Raw genomic sequence first — 18987 nt, forward strand, 5'->3', positions numbered from 1 at the left:
CCGGCCGCTGACGGCCGGCTCCCGAGGACAGCGCAGCGCAGCCCACGAAGCACGACCAACCCGACGTTGAGGTCCCAGCCGGCTCATCCCGGCTGGGCGACGTCGACCTGGTAGCCGCTGCCCCGCAGCGCGCTGATCAGCCGGTCGGAGTGCTCCGGGCCGCGCGTCTCCACCGAGAGCGCCACCTCCACCTCGCCGAGCCGCAGGTGCGGGTTCTGCCGCTGGTGCACCACGTCGACCACGTTGCCCCGGTACTCGCCGATCAGGCCCAGCAGCGACGCCAGTTGCCCGGGTCGGTCCGCGCAGCGGACGCTGATCCGGAGGAACCGGCCCGCCGACGCCAGCCCGTGCTCGATGACCCGCAACATCAGCAGCGGATCGATGTTGCCGCCGGAGAGCACCGCCACCACGGGCGCCTCCACCTGGACCGCCCCGGCCAGCAGTGCCGCCACGCCGGCCGCCCCGGCCGGTTCCACCACCTGCTTGCCCCGTTCGAGCAGCATCAGCAGGGCCCGCGAGATGTCGTCGTCCGAGACGGTCACGACCTCGTCGACCAGCTTGCTCACGTGCGCGAAGGTGAGTTCGCCCGGCCGGCCGACCGCGATCCCGTCGGCGATGGTGGCGAACGCGGGCAGCCGGACCGGCTCGCCCGCCAGCAACGAGGGCGGGAAGGCCGCCGCCCCGGCGGCCTGCACCCCGATCACCCGTACGTCCGGGCGGAGCGCCTTCGCGGCCACCGCGATCCCGGAGATCAGGCCGCCGCCACCGACCCCGGCCACGATCGTGCGTACCTCCGGGCACTGTTCCAGGATCTCCAGCGCCACCGTGCCCTGCCCGGCGATCACGTCCGGATGGTCGAACGGATGGATGAAGACCGCACCGGTACGGGTGGCGAAGTCCTCCGCCGCGACCAGGGACTCGTCGACCGTGTTGCCGACGAGTTCCACCCGGGCGCCGTACCCCTTGGTGGCCGCCACCTTCGGCAGTGGCGCGCCCACCGGCATGAAGACCGTCGCGGTGGTGCCGAGCAGCCCGGCGGCGAGCGCCACCCCCTGGGCGTGGTTGCCGGCGCTCGCCGCCACCACCCCACGGTCCCGCTCCTGCGCCGAGAGCCGGGCGATCCGCACGTACGCCCCCCGGACCTTGTACGAACCGGCCCGCTGAACATGCTCGCTCTTGAGCCAGACCTCCCCGTCGAGCGCGGCGGAGAGCGGCCGGGACGGCTCCAGCGGAGTGGCCCGGATGACCCCGGCGAGCAGTTCGCGGGCGGCGACGACCTCGGCGAGTCCGACCAGCTCCGTCATCCTCAGATCGTCGCATCCCGCGCTCGACCGCCCATCGGCGGCGCCGTGCGCTCGTGCCGGAGGTCACCGCCCGGCGGCACCGGGATCGACTCGGCCGCCGACGATGCCGGCGCCGACCGCCGGCTGGCCAGCCGGTGGACCGGCCAACCAACCGGCGACGATCAGCCGCCGGACGCCGACGGGCACCGCGGCGACGACCGGCCGGGCGCTACAGAGACGACCGGCCGGGCGCTACAGCGACGACACCCGGGCCGCCAGGGCTCAGCTCGCCGGGGTCGGCACCTTCGGCCAACCGGGCGCGTGCCGCCGCCACGGCGCGGTCAGCTCGAACTGCCCGGCCACCCCGAGCAGCAGCAGTTCCGAGCCGGGTGGGCCGACCAACTGCACCCCGACCGGCAGGCCGTCCGGACGCAACCCGACCGGGACCACCAGCGACGGCAGCCCGGCGATGTTCCAGGGTCCGGCGTACGGGGCGTACCGGATGCAGGTCAGCAGGTTGGACTGCCAGGAGCGGGCGGCCCAGCCGAGCGCCGCCGGTGGGGCGCTGGCCAGCGCGGGGGTGAGCAGGAGATCCACGGAGTGGTCGCTGAAGAAGCCGATCGACCGCTCCCGCCACGCGGCCCGGTCCTTCTCCTGGACGAGCCCTCGCCGCTGCGCCCAGCCGCCCAGCGCCGCGTGCCGACGGGTACGCCGTTGCAGCGTCGACGGGTCCAGCCCGGCCGCCGCCACCTCGCTGGCCGCCGACGCGAACCAGGTCGCGATGCCGCGCAGGCCGAGCGAGGTCGGATAGACGGGGTCGACCGACACCGCGTCGTGTCCGGCCGCCGCCAGCAGTCGGGAACCGGCGGCCACCGCGTCCCGGTTCGCCTGGTCCGGGCGTACGCCGGAAACCGGCGAGCGCAGCGACACGGCGACCCGCAGACGGTCCGGCGGTACCAGCTTGTCCGGGCGACGTCCGGCGAGCACGGCGAAGCCGACCGCGGCGTCGGCCACGGTGGTGGCCAGGATGCCGTGTTCGGTCAGACCGAACCAGTCGTTCGTGCCGAGTTGGCAGGGCACCACGCCACGGCCGGGCTTGAGCCCGACCAGCCCACAGCAGGCGGCCGGAATCCGGATCGAGCCGAGGCCGTCGTTGGCCTGTGCGATCGGCACCATTCCCGAGGCCACCGCGGCGGCGGCACCACCCGACGATCCGCCCGGGGTGCGATCGGTACGCCACGGGTTGCGGGTCACCGCCGTCTCGTCGTCGGTGAACGCGAACAGCCCCAACTCGGGCATCCGGGTCACGCCGACGATGATCGCTCCCGCGCCGCGCAGCCGCCGGACCACCTCGTGGTCGGACTCGGCGACCGGGGTACGGGCGGCTTCCGACCCGTTCCACGTCGGTAGCCCGGCCACGGCGGTGTTCTCCTTGACCGCGACCGGCACGCCGGCCAGCGGAAGGTTGGCCAGGTCGTCCTGCTCGTCGACCTTCTCCGCCTCGACGATCGACTCGCCACCCCGCACCACCCGGAACGCCGACAGCTCGCGATCCGTCCGGTCGACGTGGTCGAGGTGATCCGCCACCACCTGGGTGGCGGAGGCGTCACCACGGCGCACCGCCCGGGCGATCTGCTTCGCGGTCGCGCCCACCCAGGTCGGCATGATGTCCTGCACGGCCACCTCCCCATCGGCTTGTCCGCAGGGCTGTCCGGGCGGGCGGGGCGGTCCCACCCACCGCGCCGGCCCGGACGCGCCGCGCCATCCCACGCGGCCCGTCCGGTACGCACGTCCGGACAGCGGTCAGCCGAGCGCCTGCTCCAGATCTGCGAGTAGGTCGTCGGCGGTCTCGATGCCGACAGACAGTCGCACGAGATCGGCGGGAACTTCAAGCGCCGAGCCGGCGGCACTTGCGTGCGTCATTCGGCCCGGATGTTCGATCAGGGATTCGACCCCGCCCAACGACTCGGCGAGAACGAAGAGCTTCGCCCGGTTGCAGATCTGTACCGCCTGCTCAGCGCCGCCAGAGGCCCGGAACGAGATCATTCCGCCGAACCGGCGCATCTGCTTCGCCGCGATTTCGTGCCCCGGATGTTCCGGCAGCCCCGGATAGAGGACCTGGGCGACCGATCGGTGCCCGTTGAGGTAGTCGGCGATCCGCTCGGCGTTGTCGCAGTGCCGGTCCATCCGTACGCCGAGGGTCTTGACGCCGCGCAGGGTCAGCCAGGCGTCGAACGGGCCGTTCACCGCGCCCATGGCGTTCTGGTAGTAGCGGAGTTCCTCGCCCAGTCCGGCGCTCGCCGCGACCAGGGCGCCGCCGACCACGTCGGAGTGCCCGCCGACGTACTTGGTGGTGGAGTGCACGACAACGTCGGCGCCGAGCGCGATCGGCTGCTGGAGGTACGGCGAGGCGAAGGTGTTGTCGACGACGAGCAGGGCGCCGACGTCCTTCGCCACCGAGGCCAGCCCGGCGATGTCGGCGATCCCGAGCAGTGGGTTGGTGGGCGTCTCCACCCAGATGACCTTGGTTTGGCCGGGCCGGACGGCGGCCCGTACCGCGTCGACGTCGGAGATCCGGGCCGGGGTCCAGGTCAGTCCCCACTGCTCCGCCACCCGGGCGAACAGCCGGAACGTGCCGCCGTACGCGTCGTCCGGGATCACCACATGGTCACCCGGCCGGCAGACGGTACGCAGCACGGTGTCCTCGGCGGCCAGCCCACTGGCGAAGGTCAGCGCGACCGGGCCGCCCTCCAGCGCCGCGAGGCACTCCTGGAGGGCGTCCCGGGTGGGGTTGGCGGAGCGGCTGTACTCGTACCCCAGTCGGGGTGCGCCCACGGCGTCCTGCGCGTACGTGCTGGTCTGGTATATCGGCGGCACCACGGCCCCGGTGCGGGGCTCCGGTTCCTGGCCGGCGTGGATGGCGAGTGTCTCGAACCCGTGACTCATTTGGATGAGGCTAGTCTGCCCTGGTGGCGGGCTGCGTGTTCTGTGGGATCGTGGCGGGTTCGGTGCCGGCGTTCCGGGCGGTCGACTCTCCCGACGGGGTGGCCTTCCTCGACACCCGCCCGGTGTTCAGGGGACATCTGCTGGTGGTGCCCCGCGATCATCTCGAGGTGCTGAGCGAACTACCGGCATCCGCCCTGCCGGGATACTTCGGGTTGGTCCAGCGCCTGGCCGTCGCCGTGGAGTCCGGTCTGGGCGCGGGTGGCACCTTCGTGGCGATGAACAACCGGGTGTCGCAATCGGTGCCGCACCTGCACACCCACATCGTGCCCAGGACCAAGGGTGACGGCCTGCGTGGCTTCTTCTGGCCCCGGACGAAGTACGCCTCCGACGACGAGGCCCGGTCGTACGCCGACCGGATCACCGCCGCCCTCGCCGAGGCCTAGCCCTGGCCCCATTGTCGAGCGGGCTCGGTCTGCTGACGGCGGTTACGGGTAAGGATCTGTTGCCGCGCCGCGTTACACCCGGCAGAGGTACGAGAGGAGTTCCACCGTGTTCCTACGGCGAATGAAGGCCGAACTGCCCTCCCCCGACCAGGCGCTGCCCGGCCGGCTGATCGCGATGCCGATCTCCGACCGGCACGAGGTGCTCGGGACCCCGCTGAAGGGCCCGTGGCCCGAGGGGGCGCAGGTCGCCGTCTTCGGGATGGGCTGTTTCTGGGGAGCCGAGCGACTGTTCTGGACCCTGCCCGGGGTGATTTCCACCTCTGCGGGCTATGCGGGCGGTTACACCCCGAACGCGACGTACGAAGAGGTGTGTTCCGGCGGGACCGGGCATGCCGAGGTCGTCCAGGTGGTCTACGACCCCTCGAAGATCGCCTATGAGGACCTGTTGAAGGTGTTCTGGGAGAACCACGACCCGACCCAGGGCATGCGGCAGGCGGGCGACGTCGGTACGCAGTACCGGTCGACGATCTACACGACGACCGACGAGCAGTTGGCGACCGCGCAGGCGTCCCGGGACGCGTTCGCTCCGGTGGTGGCGAGGGCCGGCAAGGGCGAGATCACCACGGAGATCGACAAGCTGGGGAAGTACTACTACGCCGAGGACTACCACCAGCAGTACCTGGCGCCGACGAAGAACCCGAACGGCTACTGCACGCACGGCCCCAACGGCATGACCTGCCCGGTCGGCGTGGCCCGCACCGAGGCGTAGCCAGCCACCCGTACCGAAACACGTGACAGATGCTGCCGCGCCGGACCTCCGGCGCGGCAGTTCACTGTTTCCGCCGGGGACGATCGGCAGACCGCCTGGTCGGCAGTCGGCCCTCACCACGGACCGTGCGGACCGTCGTCCTCGCCGAGGTCGTAGTTCCCGATCTCGCCGGTCAGCAACGGGCCGGTGATCGTCGCCACCGACAGGGTCACCCCGGTCACGGCGGTGGCCAGGGACAACGCCGCCAGGGTCGGGCTGGGCCGGCCCGGATTGTCGGGATGGGCCGGCGGCAACAGCCCGACCTCGGTCATCAGCGGTACGTACTCGTCCGGGCGGGAGCCCCGCCGGTGGGTCGGGAACATTGGCTCGAACGCCAACTCCTCGACACCGTCGACCATCAGGCCGAACCAGGCGAGGGCACTGCCGGTCTGGAGAACGCTCAACGCCCGGCCCCCGACGGACAGCTCCCGCAGCACGTCCTGGTCGGCCGTCCCGCCGGCCGGCTCCTGCCAGGCGAACGCCCAGTCGCCGACCCGGCCCATCCGGATCATCTCGTACGGGTCGAACTGGTCTGCCGCCGTGTCGAAGTCCAGCACCTCCGCCCAGGGCTCGTACACGCCGAACGCGGTCACCAGCTCCGCCTCGGTCCGGCCGTGCACCAGGGCCAGGCAGAACCCGAGCGACAGGTGCGGACGTACCCAGTCCCAGTCCCCGCCCTGCGGAACGCCCGCCACCATCGCCTCCGTGCTCCCTCCGCCGACCTGGCAGCTCGTTGAGTGTGCGCAAAAACCGTTGCCGGTGGCGGGCAGGGATGGATAGCGTGGCCGTACACGGGAAGGGAGGTGGTCCGAGCTTTGTATAGCAATGGGACTCGTGAGGTGGCTGTCCGCTAGCCGCTGTCCTTGACAGTTTCGGTGTCCGCCGCAAGCGGGCAGTTGCAAGTCGTCGAGACCGTGTGGCAGCGGTGCGGCGAATCCACGACAGCCACCCGACCCCCGGGGAGTCCGGCCACAGTCCAGCCGGCGTCCGCGTGACAATGCTCACGCGGACACCCCGGGGGTCGACCATTTCCGGCGTCGGAAGGCGTCGCACCGGGAGGACCGGCCGTGTCGGTACGGGAACTGGCGGTGCTGGGTACGGCCAGTCAGGTGCCGACCCGGCATCGCAACCACAACGGGTACCTGCTGCGCTGGGACCGGGAGGTCATCCTCTTCGACCCCGGCGAGGGCACCCAGCGGCAGATGCTGCTGGCCGGGATCGCCGCCAGTGACCTGACCCGGATCTGTGTCACCCACTTCCACGGCGACCACTGCCTGGGCCTGCCCGGGGTGATCCAGCGACTCTCGCTCGACCGGGTCGCGCACCCGGTCGACGCCCACTTCCCGGCCGGCAACGGCGAGTACTTCGCCCGGCTGCGGCACGCCAGCTCGTTCTACGAGACCGCCGAGATCCGCGAACGTCCGGTGCTGGCGGACGGTCAGACCTTCGAGACCTCCGCCGGCCGGTTGGAGGCGCGACGACTCCGGCATCCGGTGGAGACGTACGGCTATCGGCTCGTGGAGCCGGACGACCGCCGGATGCTGCCGGACCGGCTGGCCGCGTACGGGATCCATGGTCCGGCCGTCGGAGAGCTGGCCCGGACCGGCCACCTCGACCTGCCCGGACGTCGCGTGCTGCTGACCGAGGTGAGCGCGCCGCGCCCCGGCCAGCGGTTCGCCTTCGTGATGGACACCGGCCTCTGCGACGCGGTGTTCGCGCTGGCGGAGCGGGCCGACCTCCTGGTGATCGAGTCGACCTTCCTGACCGAGGACGCCGCGCTCGCCGCCGAGGTCGGCCACCTGACGGCGGCGCAGGCCGGGCGGGTGGCGGCCGAGTCGGGGGTACGTCGACTCGTGCTCACCCACTTCTCCCAGCGGTACGGCCCGGCGCCCAGGCGGAAGCCGGTGACCGGCGGACCCGTTGCCGACACCGGGCCGGCGGCCGGCGCGGGTTCGGCAACGGCGGTGCCCTCGGCGTCGGCGGCAGCCTCGCTGTCGGCGGCCTCGCTGTCGACGGGCGCGACGTCAGCGGCCTCGCTGTCGACGGTCGCGACGTCAGCGGCGGAGCGCTTCGCGGCCGAGGCGCGGGAGCATTTCGACGGTGAACTCGTGGTGGCGGAGGACCTGATCCGGGTGTCCGTCCCGGCCAGGCCGGTCAGCGCGGTAGCGACGCCGCCAGCCGCTTCGGCGCCCTGATCCGCCAGGACTCCGCCAGCAGTTCGGCCAGCTCGACGGGGTCGACGGTGTCGAGCGCGACGACCACCATCGGGTAGTTGACGTAGTGCGCCGGAACCGTGAAGGTCTGCGGGGCCGCCGCGACCAGCGCCTCCCGCTCGTGCGTGAAAATGGCGAGCCGCTCGCCGTCCTCCAACAGCCGGACGAACAGCTTGCCGCGAATCTTGCAGGTTGGCGTCCCATATGAGGTGCCCTGTTCCACCTCGGGCAACACGGACACCAGATCACACACTCTGTCCCAGGTGACCATATCGGCCACGTTACTACGATCGACAAGTGACACTCACCCTGCGCCCGGCGGTCGCCGGCGATCTGATGGCCATCGGAGATCTTCACTACCGTTCGCGGTCGGCCGCCTACCGCGAGTTCATTCCGGCGCACGCGCTGGCCTCGGTCAGCGGGGAGATGATGGGCCGGTACTGGACGGAGCGCTGGACGTACGAGCGGGACAGTCACCTGATGACGGTGGCGGAGCGGGACGGCCGGCTGGTCGGCTTCACCTATCTCGGGCCGCACGACCCGGAGGAACCGGACTCGGCCGGGCCGGACGTCGGCGAGTTGTACGCCATCCACCTGGATCCGGCGGAGCAGGGTCGCGGGGTGGGTCGGGCGCTGATGGTCGACGCCCTGGCGAAGCTGCACGCCCAGGGCTGGCGGCGGGCGGTGCTCTGGGTGCTCGCCGACAACGCCCACGCCCGGGACTTCTACGTCCGGGGTGGCTGGATTCCGGACGGGGTCGAGCGGGAGGGCGACATCGGCCCGGTGCTGACCCGGCAACTCCGGCACGTCCGGGACCTCCCCTGAGAGATCCCGCACCTCCCCGAACTCCCACCTGTTCGCTCTGAGCGGAGCACCGCCGGGCACCCACCGGGCATCGACAGGACTCGTCGGGGCGTTGTCCGGCACATGAGCACCGAACAACTCGAACCGGAGCGCGCCGAATCGGCCGCCCTGGACGCGTACTCACAGGTGGTCACCACCGTGGCGGCGCGGGTGCTGCCGAGCGTGGCGGCGCTGGCCGTACGGAGCCCGCGCGGCGCCGGGGCCGGCTCGGCGGTGACCTTCACGGACGACGGATTCCTGCTTACCAGCGCACACGTGGTACAGGGCGCCGACGGCGGCGTCGCCACCTTCGGCGACGGTGCGGAGGCCCGGTTCGACGTGGTGGGCGCCGACCCGCTTTCCGATCTGGCCGTCCTCCGGGTCCGGGCCACGGCCGTCCCACCCGCCGAACTCGGCGACGCCGATCCGCTCCGGATCGGGCAGCTCGTCGTCGCCGTCGGCAATCCGCTCGGGCTGGCCGGTTCGGTCACCGCTGGCGTGGTCTCCGGGCTGGGCCGGTCGCTGCCGGCCCGGGACGGTCGGGTCGTCCGGCTGATCGAGGATGTCATCCAGACCGATGCGGCGCTGAATCCCGGCAACTCCGGCGGCGCCCTCGCCGACTCGGCGGGCCGGGTGGTCGGGATCAACACCGCCGTCGCCGGCTACGGCCTGGGCCTGGCGGTGCCGATCAACTCCACCACCCGTCAGATCATCGGCGACCTGGTGGGCAATGGGCGGGTCCGCCGGGCCTGGCTGGGTGTCGCCGGAGTGCCCGTACCGCTGCCGCCGGCCGTCGCGGAGCGGACCGGGCAGCAGCGCGGACTACGGGTGGTCGAGGTGGTCCCGGACAGCCCGGCCGGGATCGCCGGGATCTACCTCGGCGATGTGATCATCTCGGCCGGCGGCCGACCGGTGGCCAACGGGCAGAGTCTGCAACGGCTCATGCTCGGCCCGGCGATCGGCAGCCGACTGCCGATGACCCTGCTCCGCCGGTCCGCCTTCGTCGACGTCATCGCCGTACCCACCGAACTCACCCGCTGACGCCGCCCTGTCGGCCTGTCGGCCTGTTAAGAAGGGCCCCTTCTTCTACAAAAAACGATAAGAAGGGGCCCTTCCTTACATGTTCAGCGGGGGCGGGCGCCGAGGTGGGCGAGCAGGTCCTGCCGGGTGAGGACGCCCTTCGGCTTACCGTCGACGAGGACGAGGGCGGCGTCGGACTTCTCCAGCAGGCCGACGGCCTCGCTCACGGGCTGACCCCCGCCGATCATCGGCAGTGGTGGGCCCATGTGCCGCTCGATGGTGTCGTGCAGCTTCGCCTCGCCGGTGAAGAGCGCGTCCAGCAGGTCCCGCTCGGCGATCGAGCCGGCGACCTCGCCGGTCACCACCGGTGGCTCGGCCTTGAGCACCGGAAGCTGCGACACGGCGTACTCGCGCATGTAGTCGACGGCGTCCCGGACCGTCTCGGTCGGATGTACGTGGATCAACTCCGGCATGCCGTTCGGCTTGCTGGCCAGCGCGTCCGCCACGGTCGCCTCGGTGGCACTGGTGTCCATGAAGCCGTACCGGGCCATCCACTCGTCGTCGAAGATCTTCGAGAGGTAGCCCCGGCCGCCGTCCGGCAGCAGTACCACGACCACGTCGTCCGGTCCGGCGCTCCGGGCCACCTCCAGGGCCGCCGCCACCGCCATTCCGCAGGAGCCACCGACCAGCAGTCCCTCCTCGCGGGCGAGTCGCCGGGTCAGCTCGAAGGACTCCTTGTCCGAGACCTTCACGATCTCGTCGCAGATGCTCCGGTCGTACGTCTCCGGCCAGAAGTCCTCACCGACCCCCTCGACCAGGTACGGCCGGCCGGTTCCGCCGGAGTAGACCGAGCCCTCGGGGTCGGCGCCGATGATCCGTACCGCCCCGCCGGAAGCCTCCTTGAGGTAGCGGCCGGTGCCCGAGATGGTGCCCCCGGTGCCCACCCCGGCGACGAAGTGGGTGATCCGGCCGCCGGTCTGGTCCCACAGCTCCGGCCCGGTGGTCTCGTAGTGCGAGCGCGGGTTCGCCGGATTGGCGTACTGGTTGGGCTTCCAGGCGCCCTGGATCTCGCGGGTGAGCCGGTCCGAGACGTTGTAGTACGAGCGGGGGTCCTCCGGAGCGACCGCCGTGGGGCAGACCACGACCTCCGCGCCGTACGCCCGCAGCACGTTCTGCTTGTCCTCGCTGACCTTGTCCGGGCAGACGAAGACGCACTTGTAGCCCTTGAGCTGGGCCACCAGCGCCAGCCCGACGCCGGTGTTGCCGCTGGTCGGCTCGACGATCGTGCCGCCCGGCTTCAGCAGGCCCGCCTGTTCCGCCTCCTCGACCATCCGCAGCGCGATGCGGTCCTTGACCGAGCCACCGGGGTTGAAGTACTCCACCTTGGCGAGCACGGTCGCCGAGATGCCCGTGGTGACCTGCCGGAGCCGGACCAGGGGTGTGTCACCGATCAGTTCGATGACGTTGTCGTAGTAGCGCACGTCGCTGTGCCCTTCTCCAGTGCTCGCCGCCCGGTCGGCACTGGCCGGGCACGGAGTCGGTGCTGGTGGCGTGCGGTCGGGGCGGAGGATGGCGTGTTCACGGCCAGCCTACGTGCCCCCGGCCCGGCACGTGGGCGGGGATCCTCAGGCCGGATCAGGTCACCACCCGGCCGGGGATCACGGTCTCCCGGCGGGCCTCCCAGGCCAGGTACCGCTCCGTCTCGGCCAGTACGGCGCCGGCCAGCCAGGTGACCATGAGCGCGTCGTCGGCGAGCCCGAAGAGCATCAGCACAAGTTCGGGTGCCAGGTCGATCGGGGACAGCACGTACGCCGTCGCCGCCGTCATCATCGCCAGCCGCAGGCCGCCGTCGTACTCTCCCCGGGTGGTCGCCCGGATCATCCGGGGCAGGGCGGCAAGCCGCTTGCCCAGCGACGGTCCCCCCCGGGAGCCTGCGGTCAACGCCTGGAACAACGCCCTGAATGCGGCGGTGCGTTTCAGTGTCTTGGCCATCTCCGCGCCTCCTTGTCGATTCATCATGCATCCGTACGCAAACCGCCGCTCGGTGCGGAACCGGCGGCGGTCCGACCGGGGTCGGGAACTGACCCCGGGAAGAGGCGGGACGGCGACAGCGCGAGGTGTGCCACCGAGATAATCTCAAAGGTCGCGGGGTACGGCATGACAGGCGGGGGGCCTTGATGAGTCCGGCCGGATCGGTGCGACGGAAACAGTCGTCGTGGCGGAAACAGTCGCGAAAGCAGTCGCCGCGGTGGGCGCGCGCGTCGTGGTTGGGACAGTCGCCGCGGCGCGAGCCGTCGTGGCAGCGGGAGCAGTCGTGGCTGGTCGCCCGGCGGGTCGCGAAGGCGGCGGCCGTCGGAGTGGGCCTGACCGCGATCACCACCGTGGCCGCGACCGGGCTGCTGGTCGGGCAGGCCCGACAGGCCCGCCGGATCATCCCGCTGGCCGAGGCTCCGCCGCCGCGTGGCGACGGTGTCTACGGCGCCAGATTTCCCGGTCGGCCGATCACGATGGTGATCCTGGGCGACTCGTCCGCCGCCGGCTACGGCGTGCACCGCCCCCGGGAGACGCCCGGCGCGCTGCTCGCCACCGGCACCTCCCGCCGGCTGCGCCGGCCCGTAAGGCTGTACCGGTTCGCCGTGGTGGGCTGCCTCTCGGCCGGGTTGCGCCCGCAGATCGACGCGGCCCTGGAGCGGGAGCCCGATCTGGCGGTGATCCTGATCGGCGGCAACGACGTCACGAACCGTACGCCGCCGTCGGTGGCGGTACGCTACCTCGTCGACGCGGTACGCGAACTCCGTGCCGCCGGTGCCGAGGTGGTCGTGGGCACCTGCCCGGATCTCGGTGCGATCCAGCCGATCAAGCCGCCGCTGCGCTGGCTCGCCCGGCGGTGGAGTCGGCAACTGGCCGCCGCGCAGACCGTCGCGGTGGTCGAGGCCGGCGGCCAGACGGTGTCCCTGGGTGACCTGCTCGGTCCCCGGTTCGCGGCCGAACCGACCCGGATGTTCGCCTGGGACCACTTCCACCCGTCCGCCGAGGGGTACGCGATCGCGGCGGCGGCGCTGCTGCCGACCGTACTGGCCGCGCTCGGGGCGGGTCCGGAGCGCCGGCCGACGCAGACCGGGGACCAGGGCGTACGGTCCCTTCCGGAGGCGGCGCACGAGGCGGCCCGGCACGCTGGCACCGAGGTCCGGGGAGTCCGGGTCGGCGGTCACGAACATGGGCCGGGCGGGCGGTGGGCGCAGTTGCGCCGTCGCGGGGCCTGGTTCGGCCACCCCCGTTCGGGTGACACTGAGAGCCCGGCGGAGGCAGAGACACGGACACCGGCATCGCTGGACGGGGCAGCGACCTCCACAGTAGAGGAACGCGCATGACGGGACTAGACACGACCGGAACGGTGATGTCCGGCATGGCCACCCGCCTCGCCCGGGGAGCCGCGGTCACGCTGGCCGCCGGTGCGGTCGGCGGAATCGCGCTGCTGGTCGGCGAGATGTTCCTGGCCCGTAACCGGGAGTACGCCCAGCCCGAACTGGGGCTGGCGCTGCGCTCCACCATCGGTCGTACCGGCGCACCGCCGGTCCGGCTGGTCCTGCTCGGCGACTCGGCGGCGCTCGGCGTCGGCGTGGACCGGGCCGACGACACGGTCGGTGGCCAACTCGCCCGGCTGCTTTCCGAGGGGGCCGGCCCGGCGGCCGGCGGCGAACGCCAGGTGTGGCTCTCCAGCGTCGGCGTCTCGGGGTCCCGCTCCACTGACCTGGCCACGCAGGTGGCCCGGGCGCTGCTCGGCGAACGCCCGGACGTCGCGGTGATCCTGATCGGCGCGAACGACGTCGTGGGGCTCCGCCGACCCGGTGAGGCGGCGGCGTACCTCGGCGCGGCGGTACGACGACTCCGCGACGCCCAGGTCCGGGTCGTGGTCGGCACCTGTCCCGACCTCGGCGCGGTCCGGGCCATCGCACCGCCGCTGCGCCAGCTCGCCGGCTGGCTGGGCCGGCACACCGCCCGGGCCCAGGCCGTCGCCGTGATCGAGGCGGGTGGCACCGTGGTCGATCTCGGCGCCGAGACCGGTGCGGTGTTCCGGGCCGACGCCGGAACGCTCTGCCACGACGGCTACCACCCGTCGGCCGACGGCTACCGGGTCTGGGCGCACGCGCTGCTGCCCGCCGTGGCCAGGGCCGCCGCCGGCACCCGCCAGCGGTAGTCCGACCGTCGGCAGCCGCCAGTTGTAGTCCGACCGTCGGCAGCCACCGGCGGTAGTCCGGTCGGTTCAGGTGGCGATTCCGACGGCCTGCCGGATCGTCTCGGGCTGGTCGAGCGCCCGGAGCATGTAGTGCGCCACGTCGGCGCGCGGGACGACGGCACCACGGGGCAGATTCTGCCCGTACGCCGTCCGGTAGGTGCCGGTCGGTGGCTTGTCGGTCAGCTTCGGCGGCCGTACCACCGTCCAGTCCAGGTCGCTGTCCCGGAGCATGTCCTCCATCACCGCGAGGTCCGCGTAGTGCTTCCGGAGGATGGACTTCATCAGCGGGCTCAGCAGGTTCCGCATCAGGAATCCCTCGCCCGGATCGTGTCGGGGCGGATTGGGCCGACCCGGTGACGGCACGGTCGAGACCGGCGCGGCGCTGACCACGACGATCCGGCGTACGTCCCTGGCCCGCATCGCCGCGATGATCGCCCCGGTGCCTCGCGAGGTCACCCCGGAGTCGGCGATCGAGCGCGGGCCCAGGCCGGAGAGGACCGCGTCGGCCTTGTCGACGGCGTCGGCGAGCACCGTCGGGTCGGCAGCGGTCAGATCTGCCGTGACCAGTCGTACGCCGCCGTGTTCGGCGCTCAGCGTCGCCGGGTTCCGTACCACTGCCGTGACGTCGTGACCTGCGGCGACCGCCCGGGTCAGCAGATGGCGACCGATGCCGCCGGTGGCCGCGAAGAGGGTGAGTTTCATGGCACTCCCAGGGGTGAGTAAGTGCTTACTAACCATTAGGGTAGTGAGTACTCACCACCTGTCAACCGACCCGACGACGTAACTCCCAGACATCCGACAACCGAGCCGAGTGGAAGACGATCGATGAGTCGAGCCGAGACGACCCGGGAGCGCATCCTGGCCGCCGCGTCCACGGTGATCCGGGACCAGGGCCTCGCGCACACCACGACGAAGGAGATCGCCCGGGCCGCCGGCTACTCCGAAGCCACCCTCTACAAGCACTTCCAGGGCAAGGAGGACCTCTTCCTGGCGGTGATGCGGATCCGGCTCGCCCCGTTCATCGGGCTGATGGTCCGGCTGCCCGAGAAGGCCGGCACCCGCACCGTACCGGCGCACCTGACGGACCTCGGCCACGAGATGCTCCGGGTGTACGAGGACTCCGGCCAACTCGCCATGGCGCTGTTCGCCGAACCCGCGCTGCTCGCACGACAGCGCGCGGTGTTCGACCAGACCGGCCACGGGCCGCACAATGCGAACCTCCTCTTCGCCGAGTACCTCCGGCGGGAGCAGCAACTCGGCCGGATAGCACCGACGGCGAGCCCGGTCGCGCTGGCCGACCTCTTCCTCGGCGCGTGCTTCCAGCGCGCCTTCCTGGTCGCCTTCCTCGGTCCGACCGGTCGCGACCGGTTCCTCGAACACGATCCGGACCGGTTCGTCGAGGAACTGGTCGCGGCGATGCCGTACGCCCCGACGCCGCCGGCCGAGGAACGATCCGGATGACGGCGCACCTCGCCCCCTGGTGACCCCGGGGCCGGATCGGGTTAACGTTTGTTCATGTCGACCGCGTCCCCCCGCGAAGCCGTTATCGTCGCGACCGCCCGTTCCCCGATCGGCCGAGCGCACAAGGGTTCCCTCCGGGAACTCCGCGCCGACGACCTCGCCGCCACCATCGTCCAGGCGGCGCTCGACAAGGTGCCGCAACTCGATCCAACGCAGATCGACGACCTCTACCTCGGCTGCGGCCTACCCGGCGGCGAACAGGGCTTCAACATGGCCCGCGTGGTGGCCACCCTGCTCGGCCTGGACACCGTGCCCGGCGCCACCCTCACCCGGTACTGCGCCTCGTCGCTCCAGACCACCCGGATGGCGTTCCACGCGATCCGGGCCGGCGAGGGCGACATCTTCGTCTCGGCGGGGGTCGAGTGCGTCTCCCGGTACGTCCGGGGCACCTCCGACGGTCTTCCGCCGCAGGCGCAGGAGATCGTCGGTGGCTGGCAGAACCCGAGGTTCGACGCGGCGCGGGCCCGGTCGGCGACCCGGGCCAAGGGTGGTGCCCCGGTCTGGGAGAACCCTCGACTCCAGGGCGGACTGCCGGACATCTACCTGACGATGGGCCAGACCGCGGAGAACCTGGCCGAGGTGTACGACGTCAGCCGGGCCGACATGGACGAGTTCGGCGTACGCAGCCAGAACCGCGCCGAGAAGGCCATCGCCGACGGCTTCTGGGCCCGGGAGATCACCCCGGTCACCCTGCCCTCCGGCGAGTGGGTCGACTCCGACGACGGCCCTCGGCCGGGCGTGACCCTGGACGGGGTGACCGGGCTCAAGCCGGTGTTCCGGCCCGACGGTCGGATCACCGCCGGCAACTGCTGCCCGCTCAACGACGGCGCCGCCGCCGTGATCGTGATGAGCGCGGAACGGGCCCGCGAGCTGGAGATCACTCCGCTGGCCCGGATCGTCTCCACCGGAGTGACCGGGCTGTCCCCCGAGATCATGGGACTCGGCCCGGTCGAGGCGTCCCGGCAGGCGCTCCGCCGTGCCGGCATGACCATCGACGACGTCGACCTGGTCGAGATCAACGAGGCGTTCGCGGCCCAGGTGATCCCGTCGTACCGGCAGCTCGACATCCCGCTGGACAAGCTCAACGTGATGGGCGGCGCGATCGCCGTCGGGCACCCGTTCGGGATGTCCGGTGCCCGGATCACCGGCACCCTGCTGAACGCGCTGGACTGGCACGACAAGAGCATCGGGCTGGAGACCATGTGCGTGGGCGGCGGCCAGGGCATGGCGATGGTGCTGGAGCGGCTGAGCTGAACCGCCGGCCGCCGACGGGCTCCGTCCGGCACGCGCCCAACGGTGAGCGGGGTCAGAGGGCGCGACGGGTCGCGGCGACCTCGACCTCGGCCTCGGCCAGGACCGCCGCCGGGGGGTCGGCGGCGATCAGATCCGCCGCCACCACCCGGAGCTGGTCGGGCAGGGCCAGGTCGTTCTCCAACCGGGGTACGGTCCGGCGCCGCTCCCCCACCGTGTCCGCAGCCAGGTTGGCGAGCAGTTGGACGAGCCGGTGCAGCAGGTCGGAACGGGCCGAGTTGCCGGACGTGGCCGGCGCGCCCCAGCGCGGCGCGGTCCAGTGAGCCACCTGCCGCACCAGCAGGTCCACCTGGCGGGCCAGCGACTCCCCTGGGCGTCCCGGTTCGGCTGCGTTCATCGCGGCTGAGTCTACGTTCAGCGGGGTGTGGATCTCAGCGCCTGATGTAGCTGAGCAGGCGGAGGATCTGCCAGTAGAGGAAGATCAGGCCGACCAGCAACCCGAACGCGCAGTACCAGGCGTACCGGGTCGGCAGGCCGTCCCTGGCTCCCCGCTCCACCAGGTCGAAGTCGAGGATGAAGGTCAACGCACCCACCGTGATGCAGACCAGGGCGAAGACGTACGGCAGCCAGCCGACCTTGCTGGTGGTGCTGTAGATCTCCAACGCCTGCCGGCCGGCGATCAGGTAGACGACGAAGTTGACCAGGCTCAGCACCACCACCCCGATCAGCGCGCCGATCACCATCCGGGTGAACCGGGGGGTGGCGCGGAGCACCCGGAGCCCGTAGAGCACCGCCATCCCGGCGAAGACGCCGAAGGTGCCGACCACGGCCTGCACCACGATGCCGGGGTATACCGCCTCGAAACCCCGGCTCGCGACGCCCAGCAGCACGCCCTGGAGGATCGCGTACGCGCCGATGACGACGGGGTTGGTGATCCGGCGGATCGAGATCACCAGGGCCAGGACCAGCCCGGCCAGGGCCGAGCCGACCCCCGCCGCGCCGGCCCAGCCGTCGGTCAGGAAGGTCCAGGCGATCGCGCCGGTGCCGCCGGTCAGGACGAGCAGTACGACGGTGCGGACCACCACGTCGTCGACCGTCATGGCCCGGACGGCTCCGGCGCCGAGTACCTGGCGCTCGACCCGGGCGGTGTCGTCCAGGCGGCTCAGCACCGGGTTCGAACTTTCCACGCCCTACCCTAACAACTCGGACATTTCTCTCCGCAGAACTCGTGCCCGCCCGGGCCGGCGCGGAACCCGGACGCACGACCGACGCCCGCCCCCGGGATCCGGGGACGGGCGTCGGGACAGATCATGGCGGCGCCGGGTGGCGCCACCGGGTGACGTCGGCTCAGTCGTCGTCCGCTCGGCTCAGCCGAGTTCAGCGCGGCTGAGGCTCGGCTCAGTCGTCACCCTGGAAGTAGCTGAGCAACCGCAGGATCTCGATGTAGAGCCAGACCAGGCTGACCAGGATGCCGAACGCGGCGGTCCACGAGTAACGACGCGGCAGCCCCATCCGTACGCCCTCCTCCACCTCGTGGAAGCTGAGGATGAAGCTGAGCGACGCGATCACGATGCAGATCAGGCTGAAGCCGATGGCCACCGGTCCACCACTGCGCAGGCCGGTGTCGATGTCGGTGGTCAGCGTGATCACGAAGTTGATCAGCATGACCGCGAAGATTCCGACCATCGCCGCGACGACGCCCCGGACGAACTTCGGCGTCGCCCGGATGGCCTTGACCTTGTAGAGCCCGGCCATCAGGAAGAAGACGCCGAAGGTGGCGATCACCGCCTGTAGGACGATGCCGTCGTACCCGGCGATCGACTCGAAGAACTTGCTGACCATGCCGACGAAGACGCCCTCGATCACCGCGTAGGTGATCACGAGCGCCGGGTTCGCCATCCGCATGAACGAGATGACCAGGCCGAGGACCAGCCCGACCACGGCGGCACCGATCCAGGCCGCGCCGACGAGCTCGTTCGGCACGAGCACCCAGGCCACCGCGGCGGACAACCCGGTGATGCCGAGCAGGGTGACGGTCTTGACGACGACGTCGTCGATGGACATTGGCTGTACGGTGGGCGGCGCGGCCGGGTAGCCATCCGCCGTCGGGTACGGCTGCCCGTAGCCGGGCTGTCCGTATGCGCCGGCCGGGGCGTACCCGGCGGCCCGCTCCCGCTCGGCCGCCTGGCCGAGTCGGGCCAGCACCGGGTTGGACGTCTTCACTGTGTCAAGCCTCCTGGAAGGTCGGTGCACGGTGACCGTGCCCTTTCCAGGGTAATGGTCGGCGGCGATGTTGTGGAGATCCACGTCAATTGGCGCCCGTGGCGAGAAGATGTGCCCGGGGCGGGGATCGAACCCGCACGCCTTGCGGCAGCCGCTTTTAAGGCGGCCGTGTCTGCCATTCCACCACCCGGGCAGGGCG

At 71.6% G+C, this 18987-nt stretch carries 20 protein-coding genes and 1 tRNA gene; 9 read left to right on the top strand and 12 right to left on the bottom strand.

The window, feature by feature from the left end; all coding sequences use genetic code 11:
* Positions 1-83: 83 nt before the first annotated feature.
* The 3 genes from ilvA to ACFP2T_RS24900 form a co-directional block, all read right to left on the bottom strand.
* The gene (gene ilvA, locus ACFP2T_RS24890; protein ID WP_377425372.1) at positions 84-1304 is read right to left on the bottom strand and encodes a threonine ammonia-lyase; all 1221 of its coding nucleotides are present in this window, start codon (positions 1302-1304) and stop codon (positions 84-86) included.
* 261 nt (positions 1305-1565) lie between these two features.
* Positions 1566-2966 (bottom strand): amidase, encoded by a 1401-nt coding sequence (locus tag ACFP2T_RS24895; protein ID WP_377425374.1) that lies wholly within the window; start codon positions 2964-2966, stop codon positions 1566-1568.
* Positions 2967-3086: 120 nt separating this feature from the next.
* On the bottom strand, positions 3087-4229 hold the full coding sequence (locus ACFP2T_RS24900) for a cystathionine gamma-synthase (protein ID WP_377425375.1): 1143 nt from the start codon (positions 4227-4229) through the stop codon (positions 3087-3089).
* Positions 4230-4252: 23 nt separating this feature from the next.
* Between ACFP2T_RS24900 and ACFP2T_RS24905 the strand changes: the two genes are divergently transcribed.
* Entirely contained in the window at positions 4253-4672 is a 420-nt protein-coding gene (locus ACFP2T_RS24905; protein WP_377425377.1) for an HIT family protein, read from the top strand.
* Between the two features lie 106 nt (positions 4673-4778).
* A complete protein-coding gene (msrA, locus tag ACFP2T_RS24910; RefSeq protein WP_377425378.1) occupies positions 4779-5441 on the top strand; it encodes a peptide-methionine (S)-S-oxide reductase MsrA in 663 nt (220 codons plus the stop codon).
* A gap of 113 nt (positions 5442-5554) precedes the next feature.
* Here msrA and ACFP2T_RS24915 read toward each other — a convergent pair whose 3' ends face one another.
* Positions 5555-6178 (bottom strand): DUF6461 domain-containing protein, encoded by a 624-nt coding sequence (locus ACFP2T_RS24915; RefSeq protein ID WP_377425379.1) that lies wholly within the window; start codon positions 6176-6178, stop codon positions 5555-5557.
* A gap of 369 nt (positions 6179-6547) precedes the next feature.
* Here ACFP2T_RS24915 and ACFP2T_RS24920 point away from each other — a divergent pair, with 369 nt between their 5' ends.
* Positions 6548-7675 (top strand): ribonuclease Z, encoded by a 1128-nt coding sequence (locus ACFP2T_RS24920; protein ID WP_377425381.1) that lies wholly within the window; start codon positions 6548-6550, stop codon positions 7673-7675.
* On the opposite strand, the gene ACFP2T_RS24925 is transcribed toward ACFP2T_RS24920, so the two are convergent.
* Complete coding sequence (locus tag ACFP2T_RS24925) at positions 7635-7964, bottom strand: MmcQ/YjbR family DNA-binding protein (RefSeq protein ID WP_377426184.1); 330 nt, start codon at positions 7962-7964, stop codon at positions 7635-7637. The two genes, ACFP2T_RS24920 and ACFP2T_RS24925, sit on opposite strands and share 41 nt — an antisense overlap.
* Positions 7965-7990: 26 nt before the next feature.
* Here ACFP2T_RS24925 and ACFP2T_RS24930 point away from each other — a divergent pair, with 26 nt between their 5' ends.
* Entirely contained in the window at positions 7991-8518 is a 528-nt protein-coding gene (locus ACFP2T_RS24930; protein WP_377425382.1) for a GNAT family N-acetyltransferase, read from the top strand.
* Positions 8519-8620: 102 nt separating this feature from the next.
* Positions 8621-9577, top strand: a complete 957-nt coding sequence (locus tag ACFP2T_RS24935) for a S1C family serine protease (protein WP_377425383.1) — start codon at positions 8621-8623, stop codon at positions 9575-9577.
* 83 nt (positions 9578-9660) lie between these two features.
* On the opposite strand, the gene ACFP2T_RS24940 is transcribed toward ACFP2T_RS24935, so the two are convergent.
* Both ACFP2T_RS24940 and ACFP2T_RS24945 read right to left on the bottom strand, forming a co-directional pair.
* Entirely contained in the window at positions 9661-11037 is a 1377-nt protein-coding gene (locus tag ACFP2T_RS24940) for a cystathionine beta-synthase (RefSeq protein WP_377425384.1), read from the bottom strand.
* Positions 11038-11191: 154 nt separating this feature from the next.
* On the bottom strand, positions 11192-11548 hold the full coding sequence (locus ACFP2T_RS24945) for a YkvA family protein (protein WP_377425385.1): 357 nt from the start codon (positions 11546-11548) through the stop codon (positions 11192-11194).
* Between the two features lie 275 nt (positions 11549-11823).
* Between ACFP2T_RS24945 and ACFP2T_RS24950 the strand changes: the two genes are divergently transcribed.
* Both ACFP2T_RS24950 and ACFP2T_RS24955 read left to right on the top strand, forming a co-directional pair.
* Positions 11824-12927 (top strand): SGNH/GDSL hydrolase family protein, encoded by a 1104-nt coding sequence (locus ACFP2T_RS24950; protein ID WP_377425386.1) that lies wholly within the window; start codon positions 11824-11826, stop codon positions 12925-12927.
* Positions 12924-13754, top strand: a complete 831-nt coding sequence (locus ACFP2T_RS24955) for an SGNH/GDSL hydrolase family protein (protein ID WP_377425388.1) — start codon at positions 12924-12926, stop codon at positions 13752-13754. The genes ACFP2T_RS24950 and ACFP2T_RS24955 overlap by 4 nt, the downstream gene beginning before the upstream one ends.
* 66 nt (positions 13755-13820) lie before the next feature.
* Here ACFP2T_RS24955 and ACFP2T_RS24960 read toward each other — a convergent pair whose 3' ends face one another.
* Positions 13821-14495 (bottom strand): NAD(P)-dependent oxidoreductase, encoded by a 675-nt coding sequence (locus tag ACFP2T_RS24960; RefSeq protein WP_377425389.1) that lies wholly within the window; start codon positions 14493-14495, stop codon positions 13821-13823.
* 123 nt (positions 14496-14618) lie between these two features.
* Here ACFP2T_RS24960 and ACFP2T_RS24965 point away from each other — a divergent pair, with 123 nt between their 5' ends.
* Both ACFP2T_RS24965 and ACFP2T_RS24970 read left to right on the top strand, forming a co-directional pair.
* Positions 14619-15254 (top strand): TetR/AcrR family transcriptional regulator, encoded by a 636-nt coding sequence (locus tag ACFP2T_RS24965; RefSeq protein ID WP_377425390.1) that lies wholly within the window; start codon positions 14619-14621, stop codon positions 15252-15254.
* Between the two features lie 54 nt (positions 15255-15308).
* Positions 15309-16568 (top strand): acetyl-CoA C-acetyltransferase, encoded by a 1260-nt coding sequence (locus ACFP2T_RS24970; protein ID WP_377425391.1) that lies wholly within the window; start codon positions 15309-15311, stop codon positions 16566-16568.
* Positions 16569-16620: 52 nt separating this feature from the next.
* On the opposite strand, the gene ACFP2T_RS24975 is transcribed toward ACFP2T_RS24970, so the two are convergent.
* The 4 genes from ACFP2T_RS24975 to ACFP2T_RS24990 all read right to left on the bottom strand — a co-directional run bounded on the left by ACFP2T_RS24975 (position 16621) and on the right by ACFP2T_RS24990 (position 18981).
* Positions 16621-16962 (bottom strand): hypothetical protein, encoded by a 342-nt coding sequence (locus ACFP2T_RS24975; protein WP_377425393.1) that lies wholly within the window; start codon positions 16960-16962, stop codon positions 16621-16623.
* Positions 16963-16996: 34 nt separating this feature from the next.
* Complete coding sequence (locus ACFP2T_RS24980; protein ID WP_377425394.1) at positions 16997-17752, bottom strand: Bax inhibitor-1/YccA family protein; 756 nt, start codon at positions 17750-17752, stop codon at positions 16997-16999.
* A gap of 211 nt (positions 17753-17963) precedes the next feature.
* Positions 17964-18788: a Bax inhibitor-1/YccA family protein gene (locus ACFP2T_RS24985; protein WP_377425395.1), complete on the bottom strand. Its 825-nt coding sequence runs from the start codon at positions 18786-18788 to the stop codon at positions 17964-17966.
* Positions 18789-18900: 112 nt separating this feature from the next.
* Positions 18901-18981: transfer RNA gene (locus tag ACFP2T_RS24990), tRNA-Leu, on the bottom strand.
* Between the last annotated feature and the right edge of the window lie 6 nt (positions 18982-18987).

It is taken from the genome of Plantactinospora solaniradicis, from assembly GCF_042658085.1.
Lineage (GTDB): Bacteria > Actinomycetota > Actinomycetes > Mycobacteriales > Micromonosporaceae > Plantactinospora > Plantactinospora solaniradicis.

Coding starts and splice junctions, on each gene's coding strand:
- ilvA (WP_377425372.1), bottom strand. CDS start 1,304: ATGACGGAGCTGGTCGGACTCGCCGAGGTCGTCGCCGCCCGCGAACTG.
- ACFP2T_RS24900 (WP_377425375.1), bottom strand. CDS start 4,229: ATGAGTCACGGGTTCGAGACACTCGCCATCCACGCCGGCCAGGAACCG.
- ACFP2T_RS24915 (WP_377425379.1), bottom strand. CDS start 6,178: ATGGTGGCGGGCGTTCCGCAGGGCGGGGACTGGGACTGGGTACGTCCG.
- ACFP2T_RS24925 (WP_377426184.1), bottom strand. CDS start 7,964: ATGGTCACCTGGGACAGAGTGTGTGATCTGGTGTCCGTGTTGCCCGAG.
- ACFP2T_RS24935 (WP_377425383.1), top strand. CDS start 8,621: ATGAGCACCGAACAACTCGAACCGGAGCGCGCCGAATCGGCCGCCCTG.
- ACFP2T_RS24945 (WP_377425385.1), bottom strand. CDS start 11,548: ATGGCCAAGACACTGAAACGCACCGCCGCATTCAGGGCGTTGTTCCAG.
- ACFP2T_RS24955 (WP_377425388.1), top strand. CDS start 12,924: ATGACGGGACTAGACACGACCGGAACGGTGATGTCCGGCATGGCCACC.
- ACFP2T_RS24960 (WP_377425389.1), bottom strand. CDS start 14,495: ATGAAACTCACCCTCTTCGCGGCCACCGGCGGCATCGGTCGCCATCTG.
- ACFP2T_RS24965 (WP_377425390.1), top strand. CDS start 14,619: ATGAGTCGAGCCGAGACGACCCGGGAGCGCATCCTGGCCGCCGCGTCC.
- ACFP2T_RS24970 (WP_377425391.1), top strand. CDS start 15,309: ATGTCGACCGCGTCCCCCCGCGAAGCCGTTATCGTCGCGACCGCCCGT.
- ACFP2T_RS24975 (WP_377425393.1), bottom strand. CDS start 16,962: ATGAACGCAGCCGAACCGGGACGCCCAGGGGAGTCGCTGGCCCGCCAG.